This is a genomic window from Fibrobacter sp. UWB15, assembly GCF_900177705.1.
GTDB lineage: Bacteria > Fibrobacterota > Fibrobacteria > Fibrobacterales > Fibrobacteraceae > Fibrobacter.
Genome location: NZ_FXBA01000004.1, coordinates 33,484 through 53,416, shown reverse-complemented (window position 1 = coordinate 53,416; position 19,933 = coordinate 33,484). Strand labels below are relative to the sequence as shown.

10 protein-coding genes are annotated in these 19,933 nt (G+C 52.4%); 9 read left to right on the top strand and 1 reads right to left on the bottom strand.

What is annotated here, in order from left to right; translation table 11 throughout:
• Positions 1 to 802 precede the first annotated feature (802 nt).
• From B9Y58_RS07745 to B9Y58_RS07735, 3 genes are all read left to right on the top strand, one after another.
• A complete protein-coding gene (locus tag B9Y58_RS07745; RefSeq protein ID WP_073057581.1) occupies positions 803 to 1,747 on the top strand; it encodes an ORF6N domain-containing protein in 945 nt (314 codons plus the stop codon).
• 191 nt (positions 1,748 to 1,938) lie between these two features.
• Positions 1,939 to 3,768 (top strand): glycosyl hydrolase 53 family protein, encoded by a 1,830-nt coding sequence (locus tag B9Y58_RS07740; protein WP_085534899.1) that lies wholly within the window; start codon positions 1,939 to 1,941, stop codon positions 3,766 to 3,768.
• 15 nt (positions 3,769 to 3,783) lie between these two features.
• Positions 3,784 to 5,439, top strand: a complete 1,656-nt coding sequence (locus B9Y58_RS07735; protein ID WP_085534898.1) for a right-handed parallel beta-helix repeat-containing protein — start codon at positions 3,784 to 3,786, stop codon at positions 5,437 to 5,439.
• A gap of 65 nt (positions 5,440 to 5,504) precedes the next feature.
• Here the strand turns inward: B9Y58_RS07735 and B9Y58_RS07730 are convergent, their stop codons facing one another.
• Positions 5,505 to 6,353 carry a TIGR02147 family protein gene (locus B9Y58_RS07730; protein WP_073057585.1) on the bottom strand — a complete coding sequence of 283 codons (849 nt, stop codon included), beginning with the start codon at positions 6,351 to 6,353 and terminating at the stop codon, positions 5,505 to 5,507.
• A 129-nt stretch (positions 6,354 to 6,482) separates the two neighbouring features.
• On the opposite strand from B9Y58_RS07730, the gene B9Y58_RS07725 reads away from it, so the two are divergent.
• From B9Y58_RS07725 to B9Y58_RS07700, 6 genes are all read left to right on the top strand, one after another.
• A complete protein-coding gene (locus tag B9Y58_RS07725; protein WP_073057587.1) occupies positions 6,483 to 8,111 on the top strand; it encodes a LamG-like jellyroll fold domain-containing protein in 1,629 nt (542 codons plus the stop codon).
• A gap of 172 nt (positions 8,112 to 8,283) precedes the next feature.
• Complete coding sequence (locus B9Y58_RS07720) at positions 8,284 to 9,669, top strand: right-handed parallel beta-helix repeat-containing protein (protein ID WP_199220980.1); 1,386 nt, start codon at positions 8,284 to 8,286, stop codon at positions 9,667 to 9,669.
• Positions 9,670 to 9,683: 14 nt separating this feature from the next.
• Positions 9,684 to 11,195, top strand: a complete 1,512-nt coding sequence (locus B9Y58_RS07715) for a pectate lyase family protein (protein ID WP_072976513.1) — start codon at positions 9,684 to 9,686, stop codon at positions 11,193 to 11,195.
• Between the two features lie 107 nt (positions 11,196 to 11,302).
• On the top strand, positions 11,303 to 13,696 hold the full coding sequence (locus B9Y58_RS07710) for a DUF4859 domain-containing protein (protein WP_073057592.1): 2,394 nt from the start codon (positions 11,303 to 11,305) through the stop codon (positions 13,694 to 13,696).
• 225 nt (positions 13,697 to 13,921) lie between these two features.
• Positions 13,922 to 16,831 (top strand): glycoside hydrolase family 43 protein, encoded by a 2,910-nt coding sequence (locus tag B9Y58_RS07705; protein WP_073057594.1) that lies wholly within the window; start codon positions 13,922 to 13,924, stop codon positions 16,829 to 16,831.
• A gap of 162 nt (positions 16,832 to 16,993) precedes the next feature.
• On the top strand, positions 16,994 to 19,903 hold the full coding sequence (locus B9Y58_RS07700) for a rhamnogalacturonan lyase family protein (protein ID WP_143154713.1): 2,910 nt from the start codon (positions 16,994 to 16,996) through the stop codon (positions 19,901 to 19,903).
• The last annotated feature ends 30 nt before the right edge of the window (positions 19,904 to 19,933 follow it).

The following is a 19,933-nucleotide window of genomic DNA, read 5'->3' as shown; positions in this document are numbered from 1 at the left end:
TGGCCGGGGGGCGGGCAAAAAGAACGGCGGGGAGCCGACTCACTCCTCGCCTAAAAGCGCGACATTTTCAAAAGAATACAATACACCCGCATAATCTTGCAATGGATTGCTTCACCCTTTCAGGGTTCGCAATGACGTTGCAAAACAATCCCGAGCGGATACAATACGCCCAGGGTACACTACGCCCATGCAATTCACGGGCGGTGGCGAGTCATTGCCTTATTCTCGTATTCGTGAAAGTGTCTAGTTTCCAGATGAAGAACAAGAGCGATACTCAACGAGCGTTCACTCTCATTCTTGCAGACACTTCCAAGCTTTTTCTGAATACAAAAAAGGCGTGGAGTTGAATGCACCTATCATCTGGAGGCCTAGACTGCCCGAATACAATAAGCGCAAACAACTCACGCCCCATAATGGCCGCTTGCCTACAGGCAGATTTATCAAATATGCATGTACCAAAACGATGCGGCAGGCCTAAGCCGGTCGCAGACGTGAGCGTTCGCCTCATTCTCCGTATTCATGAAAGTGTCTAGTTTCCAGATGGAGAACAAGAGCAAAAACTCTATTTTCATCCAAAATATAAATTATTCCGGTGTCAAAAGGTGACGCCACGTCCGGAAGGCAAGAAAAAAAGCAAAAAAAACGCAGAATTCAACCGCCTACAGGGGGCGATTTTCCTCAAAATTGCCAAAATTTCCGCGAAAATCGCCGATTGTCATAATATGACATACGAGGAATGTATATTTGTATCGAGAACACTTTACCCCGCCTTTTTTCGCTTGTAGGCGGATTGGAGTAGAAGATGGCTAGAAGAAAGACCGAAAAAACGGATAATCTCGCACCTAACCCGCTTATGGAGTTGGATGTAGAAAAGATGATTCGGGTTGTTCGTGGCAAGCAGGTGCTGTTGGACCGCGATATTGCAACATTATACGGTGTTGAAACTAGGGCGATAAATCAGGCCGTCAAGCGAAATATAGAACGTTTCCCCGACAGATATTGTTTCCAATTGGAAAAAAGTGAATTAGACAACTTGAAATCACAAAATGTGATTTCAAGTTGGGGCGGAGACAGGTTTAAGCCCTATGTTTTTACGGAACAGGGCTTTGCCATGCTTTCATCCGTCCTGAAAAGCAAGGTTGCCGTGAATGTATCCATCGCAATCATGGATGCGTTTGTCGCCATGCGGCAGTATTTATATCAAAATGGCGGAATCGTCAATCGTCTTTCTAATGTCGAAGCAAAAGATTTGGAACAAGACGCCCGTCTTTTAGATCATGATCATAAAATCGACTCACTTTTCGAGGCGATGGACCGTGGCGAGCTCAAAACCAAGGGTTTATTTTACAACAACCAGGAGTTCGATGCCTATGTATTTGTCTGCAACCTGATTCGCCAAGCCAAAAAGAGAATTGTGCTGATCGATAGATATGTAAACGAGAAAACCTTGACGATGATGCTCAAGCGGGAAAAAGGCGTTTCCGTGACTATTTATACCTATGACAAGAGCAAGGTTCTCGAGTTAGACCTGGCAACTTACAACGAGCAATATCCCGATAGCCCGATGCACGTTCTGCCTAGTTACGGAATGCACGACCGATTCTTGTTCATAGACGATACGGCCTACCACTTCGGGGCTTCGCTCAAGGATTTGGGCAAGAATACCTTCTTCTTTACGCAAGAAGATTTCACGTTGGACGAAGTGTTGAAGGAATCGCAGAGGATTCAGGCAGAAAAAGAAAGCTAGGCATTACAAGGTGACAACGCAGATTAGGTGTCTGCGGGGGTCGTTTTTTCCCGTTTTTCGCCCAAAATCGCCAATTTTAAATTTTTTCAAAAAATATAGTACGCTTTGTAGTAAAAAGAGTTATATTTATAGAAAATTGTAGTACAATTTATAGTACAACAAGATGCTAACAAAAAACAAAGGAGTGAAGGATGTTTGGATTGGGAAAAATCATCAGGAAAACGGCGCTGGTTCTGGGTGCCGTGGCGGTTGCGGCGCTTGCGCGCCCGTATATCGTGGGTGTCGATGTCTCGTGGGTGCTCGAAGACGAGTCGTTAGGGGCAAAGTACTACGATAACGGCAAGCAGCAGGATCTCTTTGATATCCTGCAAAATCATGGAATCAACTTTATCCGCGTGCGCACCTTCGTGAATTCGTGCATCGGCTACGCCAAGGAGAGTTACTCCGGTGCAAATTCCAACGTGTGCTGGTGCGACCTGGAACATACCATTGCGCTCGCCAAGCGCATCAAGGCGCACAACATGGGGTTCTTCCTAGATTTCCACATGAGCGACACGTGGGCTTCCATCGGCCATCAGGATGTTCCGGCCTCTTGGGCGGGCAAGAGCAATGCCGAGATGGGCAAGCTCGCCTATAATCACGTGAAGACGACCATGGATGCGCTCATGAAGGCGGGGCTGCGCCCCGACATGGTGCAGGTGGGTAACGAAATCAACTCGAGGGTGGCGGGCGTTTCGCTGAGCAAGACGGCGGACTTCGCGAACATCATCAATTCGGGTGTGCGTGCGGTGCGCGAGACGGATCCTTCCATCAAGATTGTGATGCAGCATGGCCAGCCGCGCCCCGAGAAGGGCTTCGCGGATTGGTACAGCAAGATTCACGCGAATATCGACTACGATGCCATTTGCGGTTCCACCTACGGCACCACGAACAACGGGCAGGATTGGCGCGATATGTTCGGGCTCGTGGTCAAGAACAAGAAGGCGGTGCTGAGCTGCGAATATACGGGCGAACGTACGGCCCTCGTGAACTCGGTGTTCTATGAATTTGGAGACTTGGGCTGGGGGACCTTCGTGTGGGAACCGACCCGCTACAGCAACAAGCCGATGTTTGATCGCGACGGCCAGAAATATACGGCGAACGCGCGCCTTAGGGAATTGCGCGATATTGCGAAAAAATACAACGCGACGCTCCCGGACTGGGTGCAGAACGGCAAGGTCGTAAAGAAGTACAACGTGAAGACGACTGTCGCTTACGGCGGCTCGATTGCGCAGAGCATTGAAGGCAGTGAAATTTCGGAAGGCAGCAAGGTGACCTTTACCGCCGTTCCGCAGGAGGGCTGGGAATTTGTGGCGTGGACCGGCGACAATACGGGTAACGGCAAGGAATACACGGTGGCAAGTCTCGGCAAGGATGTGAACCTGGGCGCGACCTTCAAGTTCGTGGGCAAGGATTCGCTCAAGTACGAAGCGGAAAATGGCGTGTTCAACAAGACGGTTCTCGAGTCGACGCACGAGGGCTTTTCGGGCAAGGGCTACGCGAATCTCGATAACGAGGTGGGTTCTTCGCTGACGCTTTCCGTGGTTGCTGCCGACGAGGGCGATAAGGACGTGAAGATTGTCTTTGCGAACGGCTCTACGGCAAACCGCCCGGTAAGTGTTGCGGTGAATGGCAAGGTGCAGGTGGAATCGGTGGACTTCGGATCGACGGGTGCCTGGGAATCGTGGGATTCTAGCGTGGTGACGCTCAGGTTGCCTGCGGGTGCAAGCGCCATCACCATCGCATCGCTCACGAAGGATGGCGGCCCGAATATCGACCGCATCGAGTTCGTGGATAAAAACGCGGTGGTCCCTGTCAATCCTGGCGACTCGGCGGTGGGCGACAGCGGCACGACGGTACTCCAGAGGATCCCCGTGCGTAGCAATACGCTCCGTAACGGTGGCCGGAACTTCCTGGTGAACGGACGTTCTGTGGGTGCATTGAAGAACCGCGCGTCGAAAATTAAGATATATTCAAAGTAACGGGATGAGGTGTTTATGAAAATGAAGCGCGTGTTGTGTGCGGCCGTGATTGCCTTGGCTGCTGCGGAAACTTTCGGGGCGACCTACTACGTGGCCCCCGATGGCAAGAATACGAACAAGGGAACGAAGGATAGCCCGTTTGCAACCCTCAACAAGGCGAATTCCGTGGTGAACGCGGGCGATACCGTCTGGATTCGCGGCGGCACCTACTTGCATACGGATACGTCGTATGTGAAAAACGACAACATGTTCGCGGGCATTCACCTGACCAAGAGCGGTTCAAGTGACAACAAGCGAATTCATTACCTCGCGTACCCAGGCGAAAAGCCGGTCATCGACTTTAGCAAAATGCCGATTGCCGACGGTTCGAACAACGTAAGGTACACTTCGGGTATCCTTATCCAGGCGCAGTACCTGCACCTGAAGGGGCTCGAAGTCAAGAACGTTCCTATGAAGGGCGAATCGAATGTGGGCGTGTACGTGTCCCGCAGCAAGCATATCTTCTTGGAGTTGATCGATAGCCACCACAACGGCGGCTCGGGATTCTTCGTAAACGAGAAGGGCTCGGGAAGCGGCGGCGGACATTTGTTCTTGAACTGCGACAGCCACGACAACTACGACCCTAACGGACGCCAGGGCGACGGCCAGAATGCCGACGGCTTTGGCGTGCACTACCAGCAGGGTGGCGATACGACGAAGTTCATCGGTTGTCGTGCCTGGTGGAACAGCGACGACGGCTGGGATTTTATTAGCCAGGAGTTCCCGGTGGTTATCGAGAACAGCTGGGCAATGGGCCACGGCTACAGCAACTACGGGACCGGCAAGCCGAAGGACGGAAACGGCAACGGTTTCAAGGCGGGGAGCAGCAAGACGGGTGTGCGCCACACCATCCGCAACTGCGTCGCCTGGAAAAACAAGGCATCGGGCTTTTACGCAAACCACAGCAGCGGCGGTAACGACTGGTTCAACAATACGGCCTATATGAACGGTACTGCGTTCAACATGTGGGCGAGCACCTGGGATGCAAATGACAACCGCACCGACGGTGTCGTGCTCAAGGGGAGCAAGGCTCACGTGATGAAAAACAATATCGCCTTCCCGAACAAGACGGCCTACATTGGCGGCGAATATGCGGCGGGTGAATACAATACCTGGAACCTGAACATCACCCCGAAGGAATCGGATTTCGTGAGTGTGTCGGACCCGAGCATGACCGTGACGGGCAAGGAACTCGGACCTCTCGGTGGTGCGTTCGGCCCGCGCCAGGCCGACGGTAGCCTTCCGGATATTGACTTCCTGAAGCTCGCGAAAAATAGCCAGATGATTGACAAGGGCGTGAATGTGGGGCTCAAGTACGAGGGCAAGGCTCCGGATTTGGGTGCGTACGAATACGGCTATGTGTCGCCTGTTATAGTGCCGGTCGATACCACGCCGAAGGATACCGCTGTAACGCCGATTGTCGTTCCGGTCGATACGTCGGCTGCGCCGGTCGATTCGACTGCGGATTCTACGGAAATTTCTGCGGGTGATTCGACGACGTTTGTGCGCCCGCTTCCGCAACGTAGGCAGAATATGCAGCAGCCGGGCCGCCTGTTCTACGTGAACGGCCGCTCGGTGAATGCGCTACGTGCAGGTAACCGCAAGGCAGTGCAGCCCACATTCGCAAAGTAGTTTTCAATACCAAACAAGGCGTCCCGACGAATGTCGGGGCGTTTTTGTATAAAAATTATGGAAAGTTATTTCCCGCCGACGGGGAACAGGGCAAATTCCAGTTGGAAAACTTTATCGCTCCCTTCGTCTTCTTCGGCGAGGAGCGCGATTTCTTTACGGAAGGCGTTGATTCGCTCTACAATGCGTTCGTAGCCTTCTTGGCTGATTCCAAGCGTAAGGCCCGAAACATGGCGCGTGCCAGGAGCGTCGCGGTCAATGGAATCTGCAGCGAGCTTTAGGCAATTCTGGTGATAGCCGCGGAGTGCGAGTTTCGAGGTGCGATCGCCAGTGGTAATGGCGCTTTCGGTCAGCACGTACTTGCCCGATTCATCTTTCTTGATGAGTTGACATTCTTTGAGTAGCTTTACGGACTGTTTTGCCTGTTCGACAGTGATGTTTGGACGAACTTGCTTGGCGAGCGCCTCGTAGTTGCCGTCAAAACCGAACATGCCAATCAGGCTACGGATTGTGAGATGTCGCCAGTCGGAATATACCATGTACTGTGCATGCCCGAGCAGGTGCTGCTTTTCGGCGAATCGTACGACTTTGAGCACGGCCTGCATTTGTTCGAAGGCGACGTTGCGTTCGTCGGTGGTTTCGGCCTGGTTAAACTTGACAAGCGCCACGAAAAATTCAGCTTCATGCTTGCCAAGGCGGAGTCCCGAAGCTACTTTGGGGATACTCTGGCTCGAAAGGTTTTTGTCGCCGTTCATGACGCGGCTAATAAAGTCCTTGGCCTTGAAACCGATTTTGTCCGAAAACACGCGAAGCGAAAAGGCGGGGTTCGCCTCTTTCTTTGCGTTGTAGTAATCTTTCAAAAATTCCCGGTAATCCAGGTATTCGAAGATTCTTTTTGTCGGTTTCTTTTCGCCCATGCCTTAAATGTAAGAAAAATGGTTGCGAAGAGGGGTGATAGTGCAATATTCCCGTTGTCTAGAAACAACGCGTTATAATAGTGAATATTTGTTTTCCTTTTTGACGAAACTATATTTATATTAGTGGTGATGGATACTTTGAAATACTTTTTAGCGGGTTTCGTTGCCCTTTTTGTGGGTTGTTCTTCGAACAGCCAAGTGGCGGGCAATAGTGCCGAAACGGGTTCCCCGGAACTCGCGGGTATCTTGATGTTGGACGGCGGCAAGCCGGCCGCACATGCGCGTGTACAGTGCGTGCCGGGCGACTACAATATTCTTGCGGCAAGCAAGGCCGAACAGGTTCTGCCTTCCGCGTTCGAAACCGAAACGGATGAAAACGGAAATTATGAGTTTGACACCATCCCGTCGGGCAGTTTCTCCTTGGAGGCTTTCCACCAGGAATCTGGCCAGATGCTCCTGCTGCAGAACCTGAATGCCGAAGAGGACGAGCCCCTTGCTGTAAATGACACTTTGCAAGGTCCGGGTACGGTCAAACTTCTCGTATCGGGCGCTTTCCGCGAAAACCAAAGCGGCGAGGCGATTGTCATTGGGACGACTATTCGCAGAAGTGTCTCCGTGCAGAACGGGAAAATCGTGGTCGATAGCCTCCCGGCAGACACGTTTGAACTTATTGTTTACATGGATGGCATGAGTCCGTTTGGATTTAAGGATGTTTCTGTAAAGCCTGAAGAGACTACAGTCTGGGGCGATTCGGTGACGTACACATTGAAAGCTCCGCTCGCACTCCCCGAAGAAATCGATTCGCTCGGCACCGTCGTGAGCGATTTCCCGCTGGCCATTCGCTTGACGGATAAGGAAATTTCTTTCGATTCTGCGGAGGTGGTGAACGGCCGCTGGGAGGCCGTGCGCATTTCGCAGGACGGAAACCGCAGCAAGAAACTCCCCATTACGCAGACTTACTTTGACGCTTCTGCCAAGGAGACCGTGTTCTGGGTGCGTGTCGATTCGCTGAATGTTTCAGATTCCCTGGAACTCCATTTTGACAACACCATGAACCCCGCGTACGCAAAGGATGTGTTCCCCACGAACCGCAGCTATTCTTTGGTGTGGCATTTCGATAGCGGCCTTGCACCTGTGGACGATGGAGCAGAAAAGGGCTACTTCGAAGGTCTGCCGACAGGGGTCGTGGCTGCCGACGGTGTTGTTGGTAGGGGAGTGGAACTTGATGAAGGCGATGTTATTGTCGTCGAGAATTCGAGTGCGGCTGATTCCTCGCGCAAGGTGAACTTGAATTATGACGGCAGCGGATATTTCTGCTTCTCTGTATGGGTAAAGCTCGAAAGTCTTGAATCGGAGCAGACCATTTTCAAAAAGTCCAAGGAATATGCATTGCGCTATGTTCCAGAGAAAGGCTTTGTCGTGGACCTCTGGGTTCCCGATTCAAGTTCCGATTCTGTGAAATATGCTTGGTTGTCGGGAATGTCAGATATCAAGGCGGGCGAGTGGGTGTATGTCGCCTTTAGCCGCCATACGATATCGCAGTCCAATTTCTACGTGAACGACCGTAAGATAGAAACGGATCCGGAACAAATCGCTTGGACGGGCGTTCGTGATGTCGCAGACTTTGAAGTCGGCGGCTTTACCGGTACGATTGACGAACTCATGCTCGGTAGCTGTTACCGCGATGACGACTGGACTCGCCTTACCTACCTGAACCAGCGTCCCGAAAATTACTGGCCAGCCCTTTCGGCCCGCTAGGCGTAATCCATAAATAATTATTTTTTTGTAAAAATGAGAACATTTTTGCAAAAAAAATCGCTGTATCTATTGACTTTACGAAAAGAATAACTTATATTCTGTTTTTATATTTTGAGAATATTTTTGAGAACAGGAATGAATGTTTGTCGGAATATCAAAGGATGTACTTGGGATGAATTATTTGAAGAATATCCGCTTGGTGGAAATTTTGACGGCAGCTTTTGCCGTTTTGGCGCTTGCCGGGAATACCCATGTAAAGCCTGGCGACGATTTTATTTCGGCCATGACTAAGGCCTCCGCCGGAGATACCGTCTTTTTTGAAGCGGGAACATACCAGGTGCCCTATACAGAGGGTCAGGCGAATACGATTACACTTTCTAAGTCAGGAATGGCGGACAAGCCCATTGTGTTCTATGCGGCGGGCCATGCGACTGCCGTGATAGACTTCCAGTTCCCGGAACTCACCTATGTCGACAAGGGCGTGGGGCTGAGCATGACCGGCAGTTATTACGAACTTCACGGTCTCGCCATTACCCGTGCGGGATACCAGGGAGCCTATGTGACAGGGTCGTACAACAAGTTCTACAACATGTCGTTTTTCGAAAACCGCAATTCCGGTTTGGAAATTAACAAGGGCGGGAATCATACGCTGGTGGTCAATGTAGATGCGTACCGTAATTATGACCCCAAGAAAAAGGGCGGCATGGCTGACGGCTTTGCGAGCAAGCAGACTCAGGGAGCAGGAAATGTGTTCATCAACTGCCGTGCTTGGGAAAATTCCGACGACGGTTTTGACTTTTTTGATTCGCCCGACAGTGTCATTGTCTATGATTCCTGGGCGTTCCGGAATGGGGTCAATGTTTTTGGCTATGCGGCCGAGCTCTTTGATGGAAACGGCAATGGCTTTAAGATGGGCGGCAATAAAGCCCAAGCGAATCACCGTTGCACGCGTTGTATTGCGTTTGATAATCCGGTAAAGGGCTTTGACCAGAACAACAATACGGGTGGCATTACGGTGGAACAGAGCCTTGCTTACCGCAACGGAAGCAGTGGTGCCGCCAATTATGGAATGGGTGGGGCGCTGAATGCGGGGCAAAAGCATCACCTGCGGAACAATATCTCTTATAAGGGCAAAAATGCCGACTCTTTTGGTTCGTCTAGCGAACAGGAAACGAATTCCTGGAGCATTTCGGTGACTGTGAGTGACGATGACTTTGAGTCGTTGGACACGAGCCTTGCGACGATTGCCCGAAATGCGGATGGACTGCTCCCGTACACAAAGTTGTTCCGCCTGAAAAAAGGGAGCGTCTTGATTGACAAGGGGACGGAAATTGGCTTTGATTATGTTGGCTCGGCACCGGATCTTGGACCTTACGAATATGGCGAAATTGCAGCAGAATCCAGTTCTTCGGAAGTGTCTTCTAGCAGTGCTACAACGACTGTTATTCGCCGCAGGGTGGCCCCTGCTGACAGGCGTAAAGATGCTCCGAGGTTCAATGCGTTGGGGCGTTCGGTAAAATCCGCGGAACCTTTCCGTTGGAGCGTCAGTTGGTTTTAATAAAGAGGTGGAAAATGAAAGCAAAATATTTGGCAATTCTCTTGATGAATGTGGGGCTCTTTGCGGCTACCCCTAACTTCGATATGGTGGGGTATGCCACTTTGGAAGGGGGCACTACCGGCGGTAACGGGGGCAAGGTTGTGGAAGTCTCCAACTTTGCAGAATTTAAGCAGTACGCCGAAGATTTGGAAACTCCTTACGTCATTATCGTGAAGGGTGAAATCAATACCGGTATCAAGACGTTTATCGATGAAAATGGCCATGTGGCCTCTTCGGGTACGGCAACGACTTATGGCGAATTGGTCTTGGTCGGCAATAACAAGACGATCATCGGTAAAGGCGAATCGGCGTTCCTTAATCGAGTGGGCCTGATGATTCAGAATAAACATAACATCATCATTCGTAACATCAAGTTCACCATGAGCGATGTTCCCATTAGCAAAACCGACGAAAACAAGGTGATCGCTTTCCGCAATGGGGCAGAAGTTGTCCTCAATGACCCGGACTGCATCGCGATTTCTGCGGACTCTGCTGCCACTAACTGGGCTGACAAGAATAAGCAGGGAAGCCATAACATTTGGATCGATCACTGCGAATTCTATAATGCCTACACCAGCAACAAGGACCGCTACGATGGTCTGCTGGATGCCAAGAACAACATTTACAATGCGACTTTTAGCTGGAATTATTTCCACAACCATCATAAGGGAAGCCTCATTGGCAATAGCAACGGAGATAGTCTTCGTCATGAAATAACTATCCACCATAACTTTTATAAGGACCTGGATGCACGTACTCCCATGATGCGCCATACTAAAATTCACCTTTATAACAACTATGTTCTCGGTCAGGGAACAGGCAACGGCCCGAATGTTCGCTATGGTTCTGACGACTACTTTGAAAATAATCACTATGCGGGCCTCAGCAAGGCGATTTTCGCTGGCGATGATGGCGTGGCTACCATTGTTGGAAACTATTACGAAGGCTGCGCCAACTTCCAGAGTAGTGGCTGTAACAGCAAAAAAATGAAGATTTCCGTAAATCCCGGTACTTCGCTTACTTCCAAGGATACCGCATGGGTCACTTACGATACGGAAATCCCTAAGGGAACTTTCAATCCCAAGAGCGTCTACAGCTATAGTGCAGATCCCGTAGGCGATGTGAAGGGCTTGGTGACAAATTATTCTGGCATTGGTAAAATTGATATCAGCGAATATGAAAAAGGAACGAAAATCGACCCGGTGATTGTTAGCTCAAGTTCTGTCGCCGAAGTAAGTTCTAGTAGCGTTACGAGTTCTTCAAGTAGCTCCGAAAACACAACGCGGTTGATTGCAACCGATGTCGAGTTCACCATTTCGCCTATGACCAAGGTGCAAATTTTCTCCTTGACAGGAAAACTGATCAAGCAGGGCTTTTACAGCGAATGGGAACAATTGAAGTCTAGCCTCCCGCAAGGCCACTACATTGTGCGAGGGCTTCACCAAACATTAATATTCCAGTCCCGAAGAAAATGCTCTCGTCTTTAAGGTAGTGGAGCAATCGTTGTCTGTAGACAACACGTAAACAAAGTTTTCGACACTCCTTAGCTTGCTAGGGAGTATTTTTTATGTCAGCATAAAAGTTGGAGTGTGTTATGCAAAAAAGTTGTTTGGGATTGATTCCAGGCGCCGTTTTGTCGGCTGCCTTAGGTGTTCACACATACGCTGTGTCGGGTGATGCTTACACATGGCCCGGTTACCGCAGCGACCTGGATTACGACACGAAGTCTAATCTGGGCGACATTCAGCCGCCGACCAAGTTCAACAACAATTGTTCGGGCGTTACCGGAAAGAAGGCCGGTAAATGGTGGGCGTTTTACTGGGGCAAGGATCGCGACAGCCGCATTACCGACGTGACGATTGATTCGATTCTCAAGAAGTACGATACCGATTTCGAGTACCTGTACAATGAGATGGGATGGGCGCCGGATGCCCAGGCGCAAGAAGGCCAGTACAGTGCCGTTTATTACTATGGCTCGGGTACTTGTGCCGGTGGTGCGAAGGACGATACCACGGGTGGTTGGCAGACATGGGTGGCGGGCTACACGGCGGTGGCGGCTTCGTTCTATCCGCTCTACAGTTTTAACACGAGTTGCCCCTACCGCGATCGCGTGGCGCAGATGGATGCGATGATTCACGAGGGAATCCACTCGATGACGAACGGTTACCCCGGTGCAAAGGATGCGCACTGGTTCCAAGAAGCGGGCAACACCTGGATTCAGCAGGATATGTTCAGTCATCGCGATGGTGTTTACAGCGGCATGGGATTCTTGAATGCGGCAACGGTCATTGCGCCGTTTATGCCGATCGAATGCTATTCGGGCTGGCTCATTGACGGCACTTTCGGTGGCCCTGGCGGCGGTGCCGATGACGGTGGCGTGACTGGTAAGAATCAGCGTTACCTGCTGGGGGGCTCGCAGTACAGCAACATCTTCCCGACGTTTATCGGCACATGGATTGGAACGGGGGCTGTTCGCTGGATTTACGGAAACGCTTACGGCAAGACCAAATACCTGCTCGAAACCTACGGCCTTGAAAAAGGCTTGGGCGATGCGGGCGTACGCAGGCTCATTACCGAATTCCGCGCAAGGCTTGCAATGCTTGACATGAAAAAATGGTCCGGCGAAATCAAGAATTTGCTGAACCAGCATTTTGGAAGCGACACCTACTGGGAACAGGACATGTGGGACAATAACAGGAAAAGCTACACCTGGACCATGACGCCCTACCAGACGGTGACGGAAAGCAACGGTTACCTTGTACCGAATCAGGAAACAACTCCGGGTTGGTCTGGCTCGAACGTGGTTCCGCTGAAGGTGCAAAACGGCGCAAAGGAAGTAACCGTGAGCTTCTACCCGAACGGCGCAAATTCCAATAACAAGAACATGAACTTCTTGCTGTGCTACCGCGCGACTGACGGTACACCTGTGTACAGCGAACCCATTACGGGCGAGGGCTCTGCGACGCTTCGCCTGGACAAGACGCCTTCTTCGACAAACGGTGCGCAGATGGTTTTCGCGGTCATCGTGAATACCGATTACCAGTACACCGGCAATACGGGAATTCGCAAGCTGCATTACGATTATAAGTTGAAACTGGAAACGGGCGTAAGTGGCGCAGGGGCCGCAAACATCAAGTATTACAACGACTTCAAATTGGATTACAAGTGGCCCGAAATCGGCGAAACCCCGGTTGCGTCCAGTAGTTCTGTGGCATCGAGCAGCTCTGTCGCTCCCGCAAGCTCCAGCAGCGTGGTGGCTTCCAGCAGTTCCGAAAAGATTGTCTTGGACGGTGCCACGACATATTCTATCTCAGTGACGCTTCCGATTGACGACAATTATGCGACGGTTGCGGCAAAATTTGATGTAAATGAAATCGCGCAAAAGCTTGGACTTACTGCGGCGACTCTTTCCCAGGCGACCTTCTTTGCCCAGGAAAGCGACGGCAACATGGTGACCAACAGCACCGCCACTGCGCCGGGCCATTGGTTCAGCAAAGACGGCAAGGTGGTGGAATGGGGTGAGTCCGCCTACGTGTTCAGCGAAGCCGACTTGTCGAAGGGGACGCTTGCCGTCGGACATTATCCGAACAGCGTGAAGGACGGCGAAAAGTACAGCTTTACGCAGGGGCTTTCGTACAACGGAAAGTCGGTGCTGTTCAAGGTAAATGTGACTATCACCAACGAAAAAGGGAGTGGAGATGCGACAACGGCGTTGATGTATGGACTCGAGGGGCTTTCGAATCATGTCGACCTTGCGCTTCGTCGCGGACAGATCGAGGTTCGCTACACGCTTCCGCTGCGTGACAATGTAAAAATCAGCCTGTTTACGGGATTTGGTGCTTTAATTGCCCAAGAAATGGTTGGCGTGCAGAACGCAGGTGCGCATACGCATTCTTTTGACCTAAGTCAAATGCCGGCGGGATCCTATATCGTGAAGGTGACAACCGGCAGCTACCGCGAAGCGAAATCAATAAACATTTTCCGATAAATCGATGATACCAAACAAAGGCGCCCCGGCGAATGCCGGGGTGCTTTTACATTGACGAGGCACAGAGCTTTTTTTTGAAAGGCTTCTTTTTTTGTAAAATGTGGACTTTTTTTAGCGAAATATTGTAGAAATAACATCTTTTTTGTCTTAAATAGTGCAAAAACTATTGACTTTTAATTGCGAAAAGTGTAGATTTTTTATATATTCTCTGGAAAGGAGTGTGGTATGGGTGTATTGGAAACATTCAGGGCGGCGTGTGTCGCCTTATCTCTCGCGGCTGTTGCCGCATTTGCGGCCTCGGTCGCCGTTCACGATCCTTCCGTCATTGTGGTCTATAAGGACGCGGGCGGGAATTCGTATCCTGAAAACGATGCGGCCAAGTCGCGGACGAAGTATTATTACATATTCGGGACCATGAACGGGGCGGCATATTCCCGCGATATGCTGGACTGGACCCCGTTTACGCCGCAGCTTTCGAGGGGCGGCACGGTGTATGTCACTGGCAACGAGGCCAGGGACGATTACTACAGCGTGTTCAAGGCGGAAGCCGACTATGCGGAACATACGAATTCCGCGACCGCCAAGGGGAACCTGTGGGCGCCCGATATCGTATGGAACAAGAAGCTGAAAAAGTGGTGCCTGTACTTTTCGATGGCGGGCGAGGACTGGAAAAGTTCCATTGTGCTCCTGACATCCGACAAAATCGAGGGGCCGTACGAGTACAAGGGTGCGGTCGTCTACGGCGGGATGGACAAGCAGACGGCGGGTTCTGCCGCCAATGCCGACTACGCGAAGGTGACGGGTTCTTCGACAATTGACGAGCGTTACTATATCGCGAACAACGGTGTCACTAATTTGGGCAAGTGGGATGGCGGCTATGGTTCCAGCTGCATCGACCCGAACGTGTTCTACGACGAGGATGGAAACCTGTGGCTCCTGTACGGTTCGTGGAGCGGCGGGCTTTTCTTGGTCAAGCTTGATGAGTCTACCGGTCTCAGGGACTATTCGTACAAGTACGGGAGCAACGGCGCGGCCAAGTGGAGCGGGACTTCGATGCTCGAGGACCCTTACATGGGCATCCACGTGGGTGGCGGTTATTATGTGAGTGGCGAGGGTTCGTACATCCAGTATTTCAAGGATGCGGACGGCAATGGCTACTACTACCTGTTCGTGAGTTACGGGTTCTATTCGCCCGAGGGCGGCTACACCATGCGCGTGTTCCGCAGCAAGGACGTGAAGGGACCCTATGTCGATGTGGATGGGACTCCTGCAATTTTTGAAAAGTTTATCCTGAACTATTGGGGCAATACCGACCGCGGATTCCCGATTGTCGCGAATTACCGCTGGAGTTTCTGGGCCGAGGACCGTGCCGAAATTGCGGACGGGCACAATTCGCTGTTGCGCGACGACGATGGCGGTATGTACCTGGTTTATCACCGCAAGTTCAACAACCATACGGGTTGGCACAATGTCGAGACTCACCAGCTGTTCTTTAACAGGATGGGCTGGATTGTGGCGGCACCTTTCGAGTATCACGAGGGTTACGGGCTACCGGCGCGTGCGCTCGGCCGCAGCGATATCGCGGGCCCGTACAAGGTGATTATGCATAACCCGCCCAGGAACAACCCGCAGACCTGGGAAGATTCCGTGGCGGTGAACCAGGAACAGAACATGCAGCTCAATGCCGACGGTACGGTGACAGGCGCCTACACGGGAACCTGGGATTACGACTATGCGAAGGGCCGGAGCTACGTGACGCTTACTCTGGGTGGAACTGTCTACGAGGGCGTGGTGCTTGACCAGTTGCAGAACGATATGAGCAAGCGGACGCTTACGTTCTCGGCGATGAACAAGGCGGGGAACCGTGCCTTCTGGGGTTACCGTGTGCCGAAAACCGAAGTGCTGCAGGATGCCCGCTATTACGGCGACAGCGTGAAGGTCGTTGGGAAAAAGGACTTTAGCACGGCATGGGATGCCTATGACGAATTTGAGTCCGTGAAGGTAAGCGGAAACTTTGTCGCGGAATTTGAATTCAGGAACAAGGTAAAGAGCGGAGCCGAAAACTGGAACAACTGGGTGCTCGTCTTTAGGAACGGTGGCGACATGTGGTACCTGCGTGCCGACGGCTATTCCGTGGAAACGCTCGGTGGCGAAAATACGGTGCACTACTGGAATGCCTGGGGTGAAAACTGGGATGCCTTCAAGAAGATGTACGACGGAGCAAAAGTCCGCCTGCGTGCAGAAAAGGACGGCTACCTGATAAATGTGTATGCGTTCTTGCGCGGTGCGGCGAAGGATGGATCCGACTCGCTAGTGTATGCGGTTACGGCTACGGGGACACCGGTTGGCGATTACGAAATCTTGCTCGGTGCCGACGCGGCGTCGCTCGAGTTGAGCCGCGTTGCCTACGGAGCACTTGAAAATCGCATCGTGGCGGGTACGATAAACGACGGTGGCGAATACAATGTAGCGTTCAATGCGCAGAAGACGGCTGAATACAAGGTCTCGGGCGACTTTAGCGCAACATTCCGCTTTATGAATTACGGGAACAAGCCGGTTTACGGGCTTGCTGATGCGAACAAGGTGAACAACTGGGACAATTACATTGTGCGTGCGACTGCCGGCGGGGCGACGACACTGTTGCGTGCCGATGCCTTTGCGATGGATAACGCGGGGACGTTCGATTACGATTTCGACTGGAACTGGGACGATTTCGCTGGCATCATGCGCAACGCCGAAGTGGTGATGGATGTCTCGCGCGAAAAGGATGTCGTTACCTACTCGGCCCGCATCACGGCGCAAGATGGCAAGGCATATCACTACAAGGCAGTAAACAGGGGCGCATCGACTGCCGAGATGTCGCTCGGGTTTACTTGTGAGAAGAGTGTGGTCGACCTGCTTTCGGTTTCCGTGAATAGCGTGGCGGGCGACAGCACGCAAATCCAGGTGGAAGATCCTGATTCTTCGACCACGTCGTTTGCGGTTCGCAATGGCGTTGAAACGGGACGCAGCCTGCAGGATATGCGTGGTGCGAAGGTTTACGATGTGCGCGGTCGCCTTCTGGGAACTGCGGACAGCCCGCGGGTAAAGGAAATGCGTTTGCGCAAGGTCCGACAGCCCGTTTTTGCGAAGTAACAAAAGCACCGCAGGTGCCCACGAAGAAACTTGTCTCCTTTGTCTCCGTTGTCTATGGACAACCGGAAGTGTGGTGGTGAAGGTACTATTTGGAGTGCCGGAGATATATTATAGGTGCAGGTTCCCGGTGGTGCGGGGGCCTGTAATTCAAAAAAGGATTGGATGATGAAAAAGTTGTGGATGTTTGGGCTTTCGCTCGCGCTTGGAGTGGGCATGTCGCAGGCGGCTCGCCAGATGGAATGGCTGAACCGCGGGCTTGTGGCGGTTAAGACCGGCGGGCGCGTGTTCCTCAGCTGGCGCATCCTCGGGACCGAGGGCTCCGAGACGGGCTTTAACCTGTACCGCGATGGCGAGAAAATCGCGAGCCTCAGCGGGACACAGGCGAGCAACTATACCGACGCGAAAGGGACAACCTCGAGCAGGTATTCCGTAAAGGCTGTCATAAACGGCAAGGAACTTGCATCTGACGATGCCGTACCCGTGTGGGGCGAGCAGTTCTTGACGGTGAACCTGGACAGGCCTGCAGGCGGTAGCGACTACACCTACAGTCCCAACGATATTGCCGTGGGCGATGTGGATGGTGATGGCGAGTTCGAGTTGGTTCTCAAGTGGGATCCGAGCAATTCCAAGGACAATTCCCAGAAGGGAAAGACGGGCAACGTCATCATTGACTGTTACAAGATGAGCGGCAAAAAACTTTGGCGCATCGACCTAGGCGTAAACATCCGTGCGGGGGCGCACTACACGCAGATGCTCGTGGGTGACTACGATGGCGACGGCAAGGCGGAACTTGCCGTAAAGACAGCGCCGGGAACGAAGGATGCCAGCGGAAAGTACCTGAGCAAGGGCGCAGCGGCCAATGCGGCACATACCAGCGATTACCGCAATTCGAGTGGATACATTCTGACCGGTGACGAATACCTCACGGTTTTCAACGGCGAAACGGGACTTGAAATGGCGACCGTCGCCTATAATCCAGGGCGCGGTACGGTAAAGAACTGGGGCGACAGTTACGGGAACCGCGTCGACCGCTTCCTCGCAACAAACGCCTACCTCGACGGCAAAAAGCCGAGCATGGTTTTCCAGCGCGGCTATTACACGCGCATGGCGCTCACGGCCTACGACTGGGACGGAAAATCGCTGACGCAGCGCTGGTACCACAATTCGGCGACGAGCGGCAAGGAATGCTACGGGCAGGGGAACCATAACCTTTCGGCGGGTGACGTGGATGGCGACGGATTTGATGAAATAATGCAGGGTAACTGCGCTATCGATCACGATGGTAAGTTCATGTACCGTGTAGGTTACGGTCACGGTGATGCAATCCACTTTGGCGATTTGGACCCCGATAACGACGGCCTCGAGGTTTGGCAGGTCCACGAGGAAAAGCCCTACGGCTACAACTTGCACGACGCACGTACTGGCAAGGTGCTTTTCTACGAAACAAGTTCGGGCGATAACGGGCGCGGTGTCGCGGGCGATGTTGATTCCAACAGCCGCGGACATGAACTCTGGTCTGCTGCAAACTGGAACACCTATACGGCTAAGGGGAAAATCTGGAAGGCCGACAAGCGCCCCGCCTACAATTTCCGTATCTACTGGGATGGTGACCTGCTTGACGAATTGTTGGACAATACGACCATCAGCAAGTGGGACCATGCAAAGCAACAGAGCAATACGCTTTTCCAGATGCAGGGCAACAGTTGCAATACCACCAAGGCGACACCGAATTTCAGCGGTGACATTCTGGGCGACTGGCGCGAGGAAGTCATCTTGCACGATGGAGCCTCCAAGCTTTACGTTTACACGACGACCACGCCTACCGAACATCGCATGTACACGCTTGCGCACGACCCGGTTTATCGCAATGGCATGAGCTGGCAGAATACTGCCTACAACCAGCCGCCGCATCTGGGTTTTTGGCTGCATGGCAACAAGGGCAAGTTCCCGAAGCCGGACATCGTGCTGATAGGCGACAACACGCCGAAGGCGGCCGCGATTGTCAAGCAGGGCGCAGGTAGTTCGAGCCAGGTGATTGTGAAGGGTGATTCGATTGTCCCGTTCACCTTCGCGATCCAGCATGCGGACGGGGCGAATGTTGACGGGCTCCCGGCAGGCGTGACGGCCGTGTGGAATGCGACGACATCATCGCTCTATTTTAGCGGGACTCCCGTTGTCGAGGGCGAGTTTACCTATACGATTACGACGAAAGGCGGGAATGCTGACTTTGGCGAAGCGACTCGCAACGGAAAATTCACCATCCTGAGTGTCGTGGAATCGGGACCTGCTCCTCTTATGGTTCGGAGCGATATCGAGGCGGCGGTACCGACCGATGCAAAGGGAGCCTTTGCCGACAACCACGAGAATTTCCGCGGCACGGGATTCTACGATTTCGAAAACAGTCTCGATAGCTACGGCATTTACCACCTGGTTTCGCCGAAGGAATACAAGAATGCAACGATGGTGCTGCGCTACGCCCACGGCAAAACGGATACGCGTCGCATTATGGTGAAGATGAATGAAGACCTGGTCGGTTCGCTGACGTTCAAGCCCACTGCCGATTGGGATACCTGGGATAGCGTCTCGGTGGGTGTTTCGCTCCAGAAGGGGTTGAATGTGCTTTATCTGAAATCGCTGGAAGAGGCGGGTGCACCGAACGTCGACCAGATCGGTTTTGATGTCGAAGGCGTGGTGCTTTTCGAGGATTCAACGCAACTCTCGGCGATAGACACCTTGAGCGCTGAAGTCGCGGGAGACTCTTCGGGAACGACGGGACTTACCCGTGGCGATTACACCGCAGAAGACGACTTTGCAGGTAACATTCGCGTTGCTGCCGGAATACACCTGAATCTTGCAGATGGTACGCTGATTGCCCGCGAATCGGGGTATGCCCAGGTGGATTTCTTTGACATTACTGGCCACCAGGTGGCGCGCCTTGCAAGAAATGTTCCGGCAGGAGCGTCTGACTTGTCCCGCGAAATCAGGGCTCTCCCCGAGGGCGTCTACATGGTCCGTGTCAAGTTCAATGGTCGCACGATGCAGAATGCGGTGCAGGTAAGAGTAGAACGGTAGTTTCCTAACTAAACGATACGTCACGGCGGA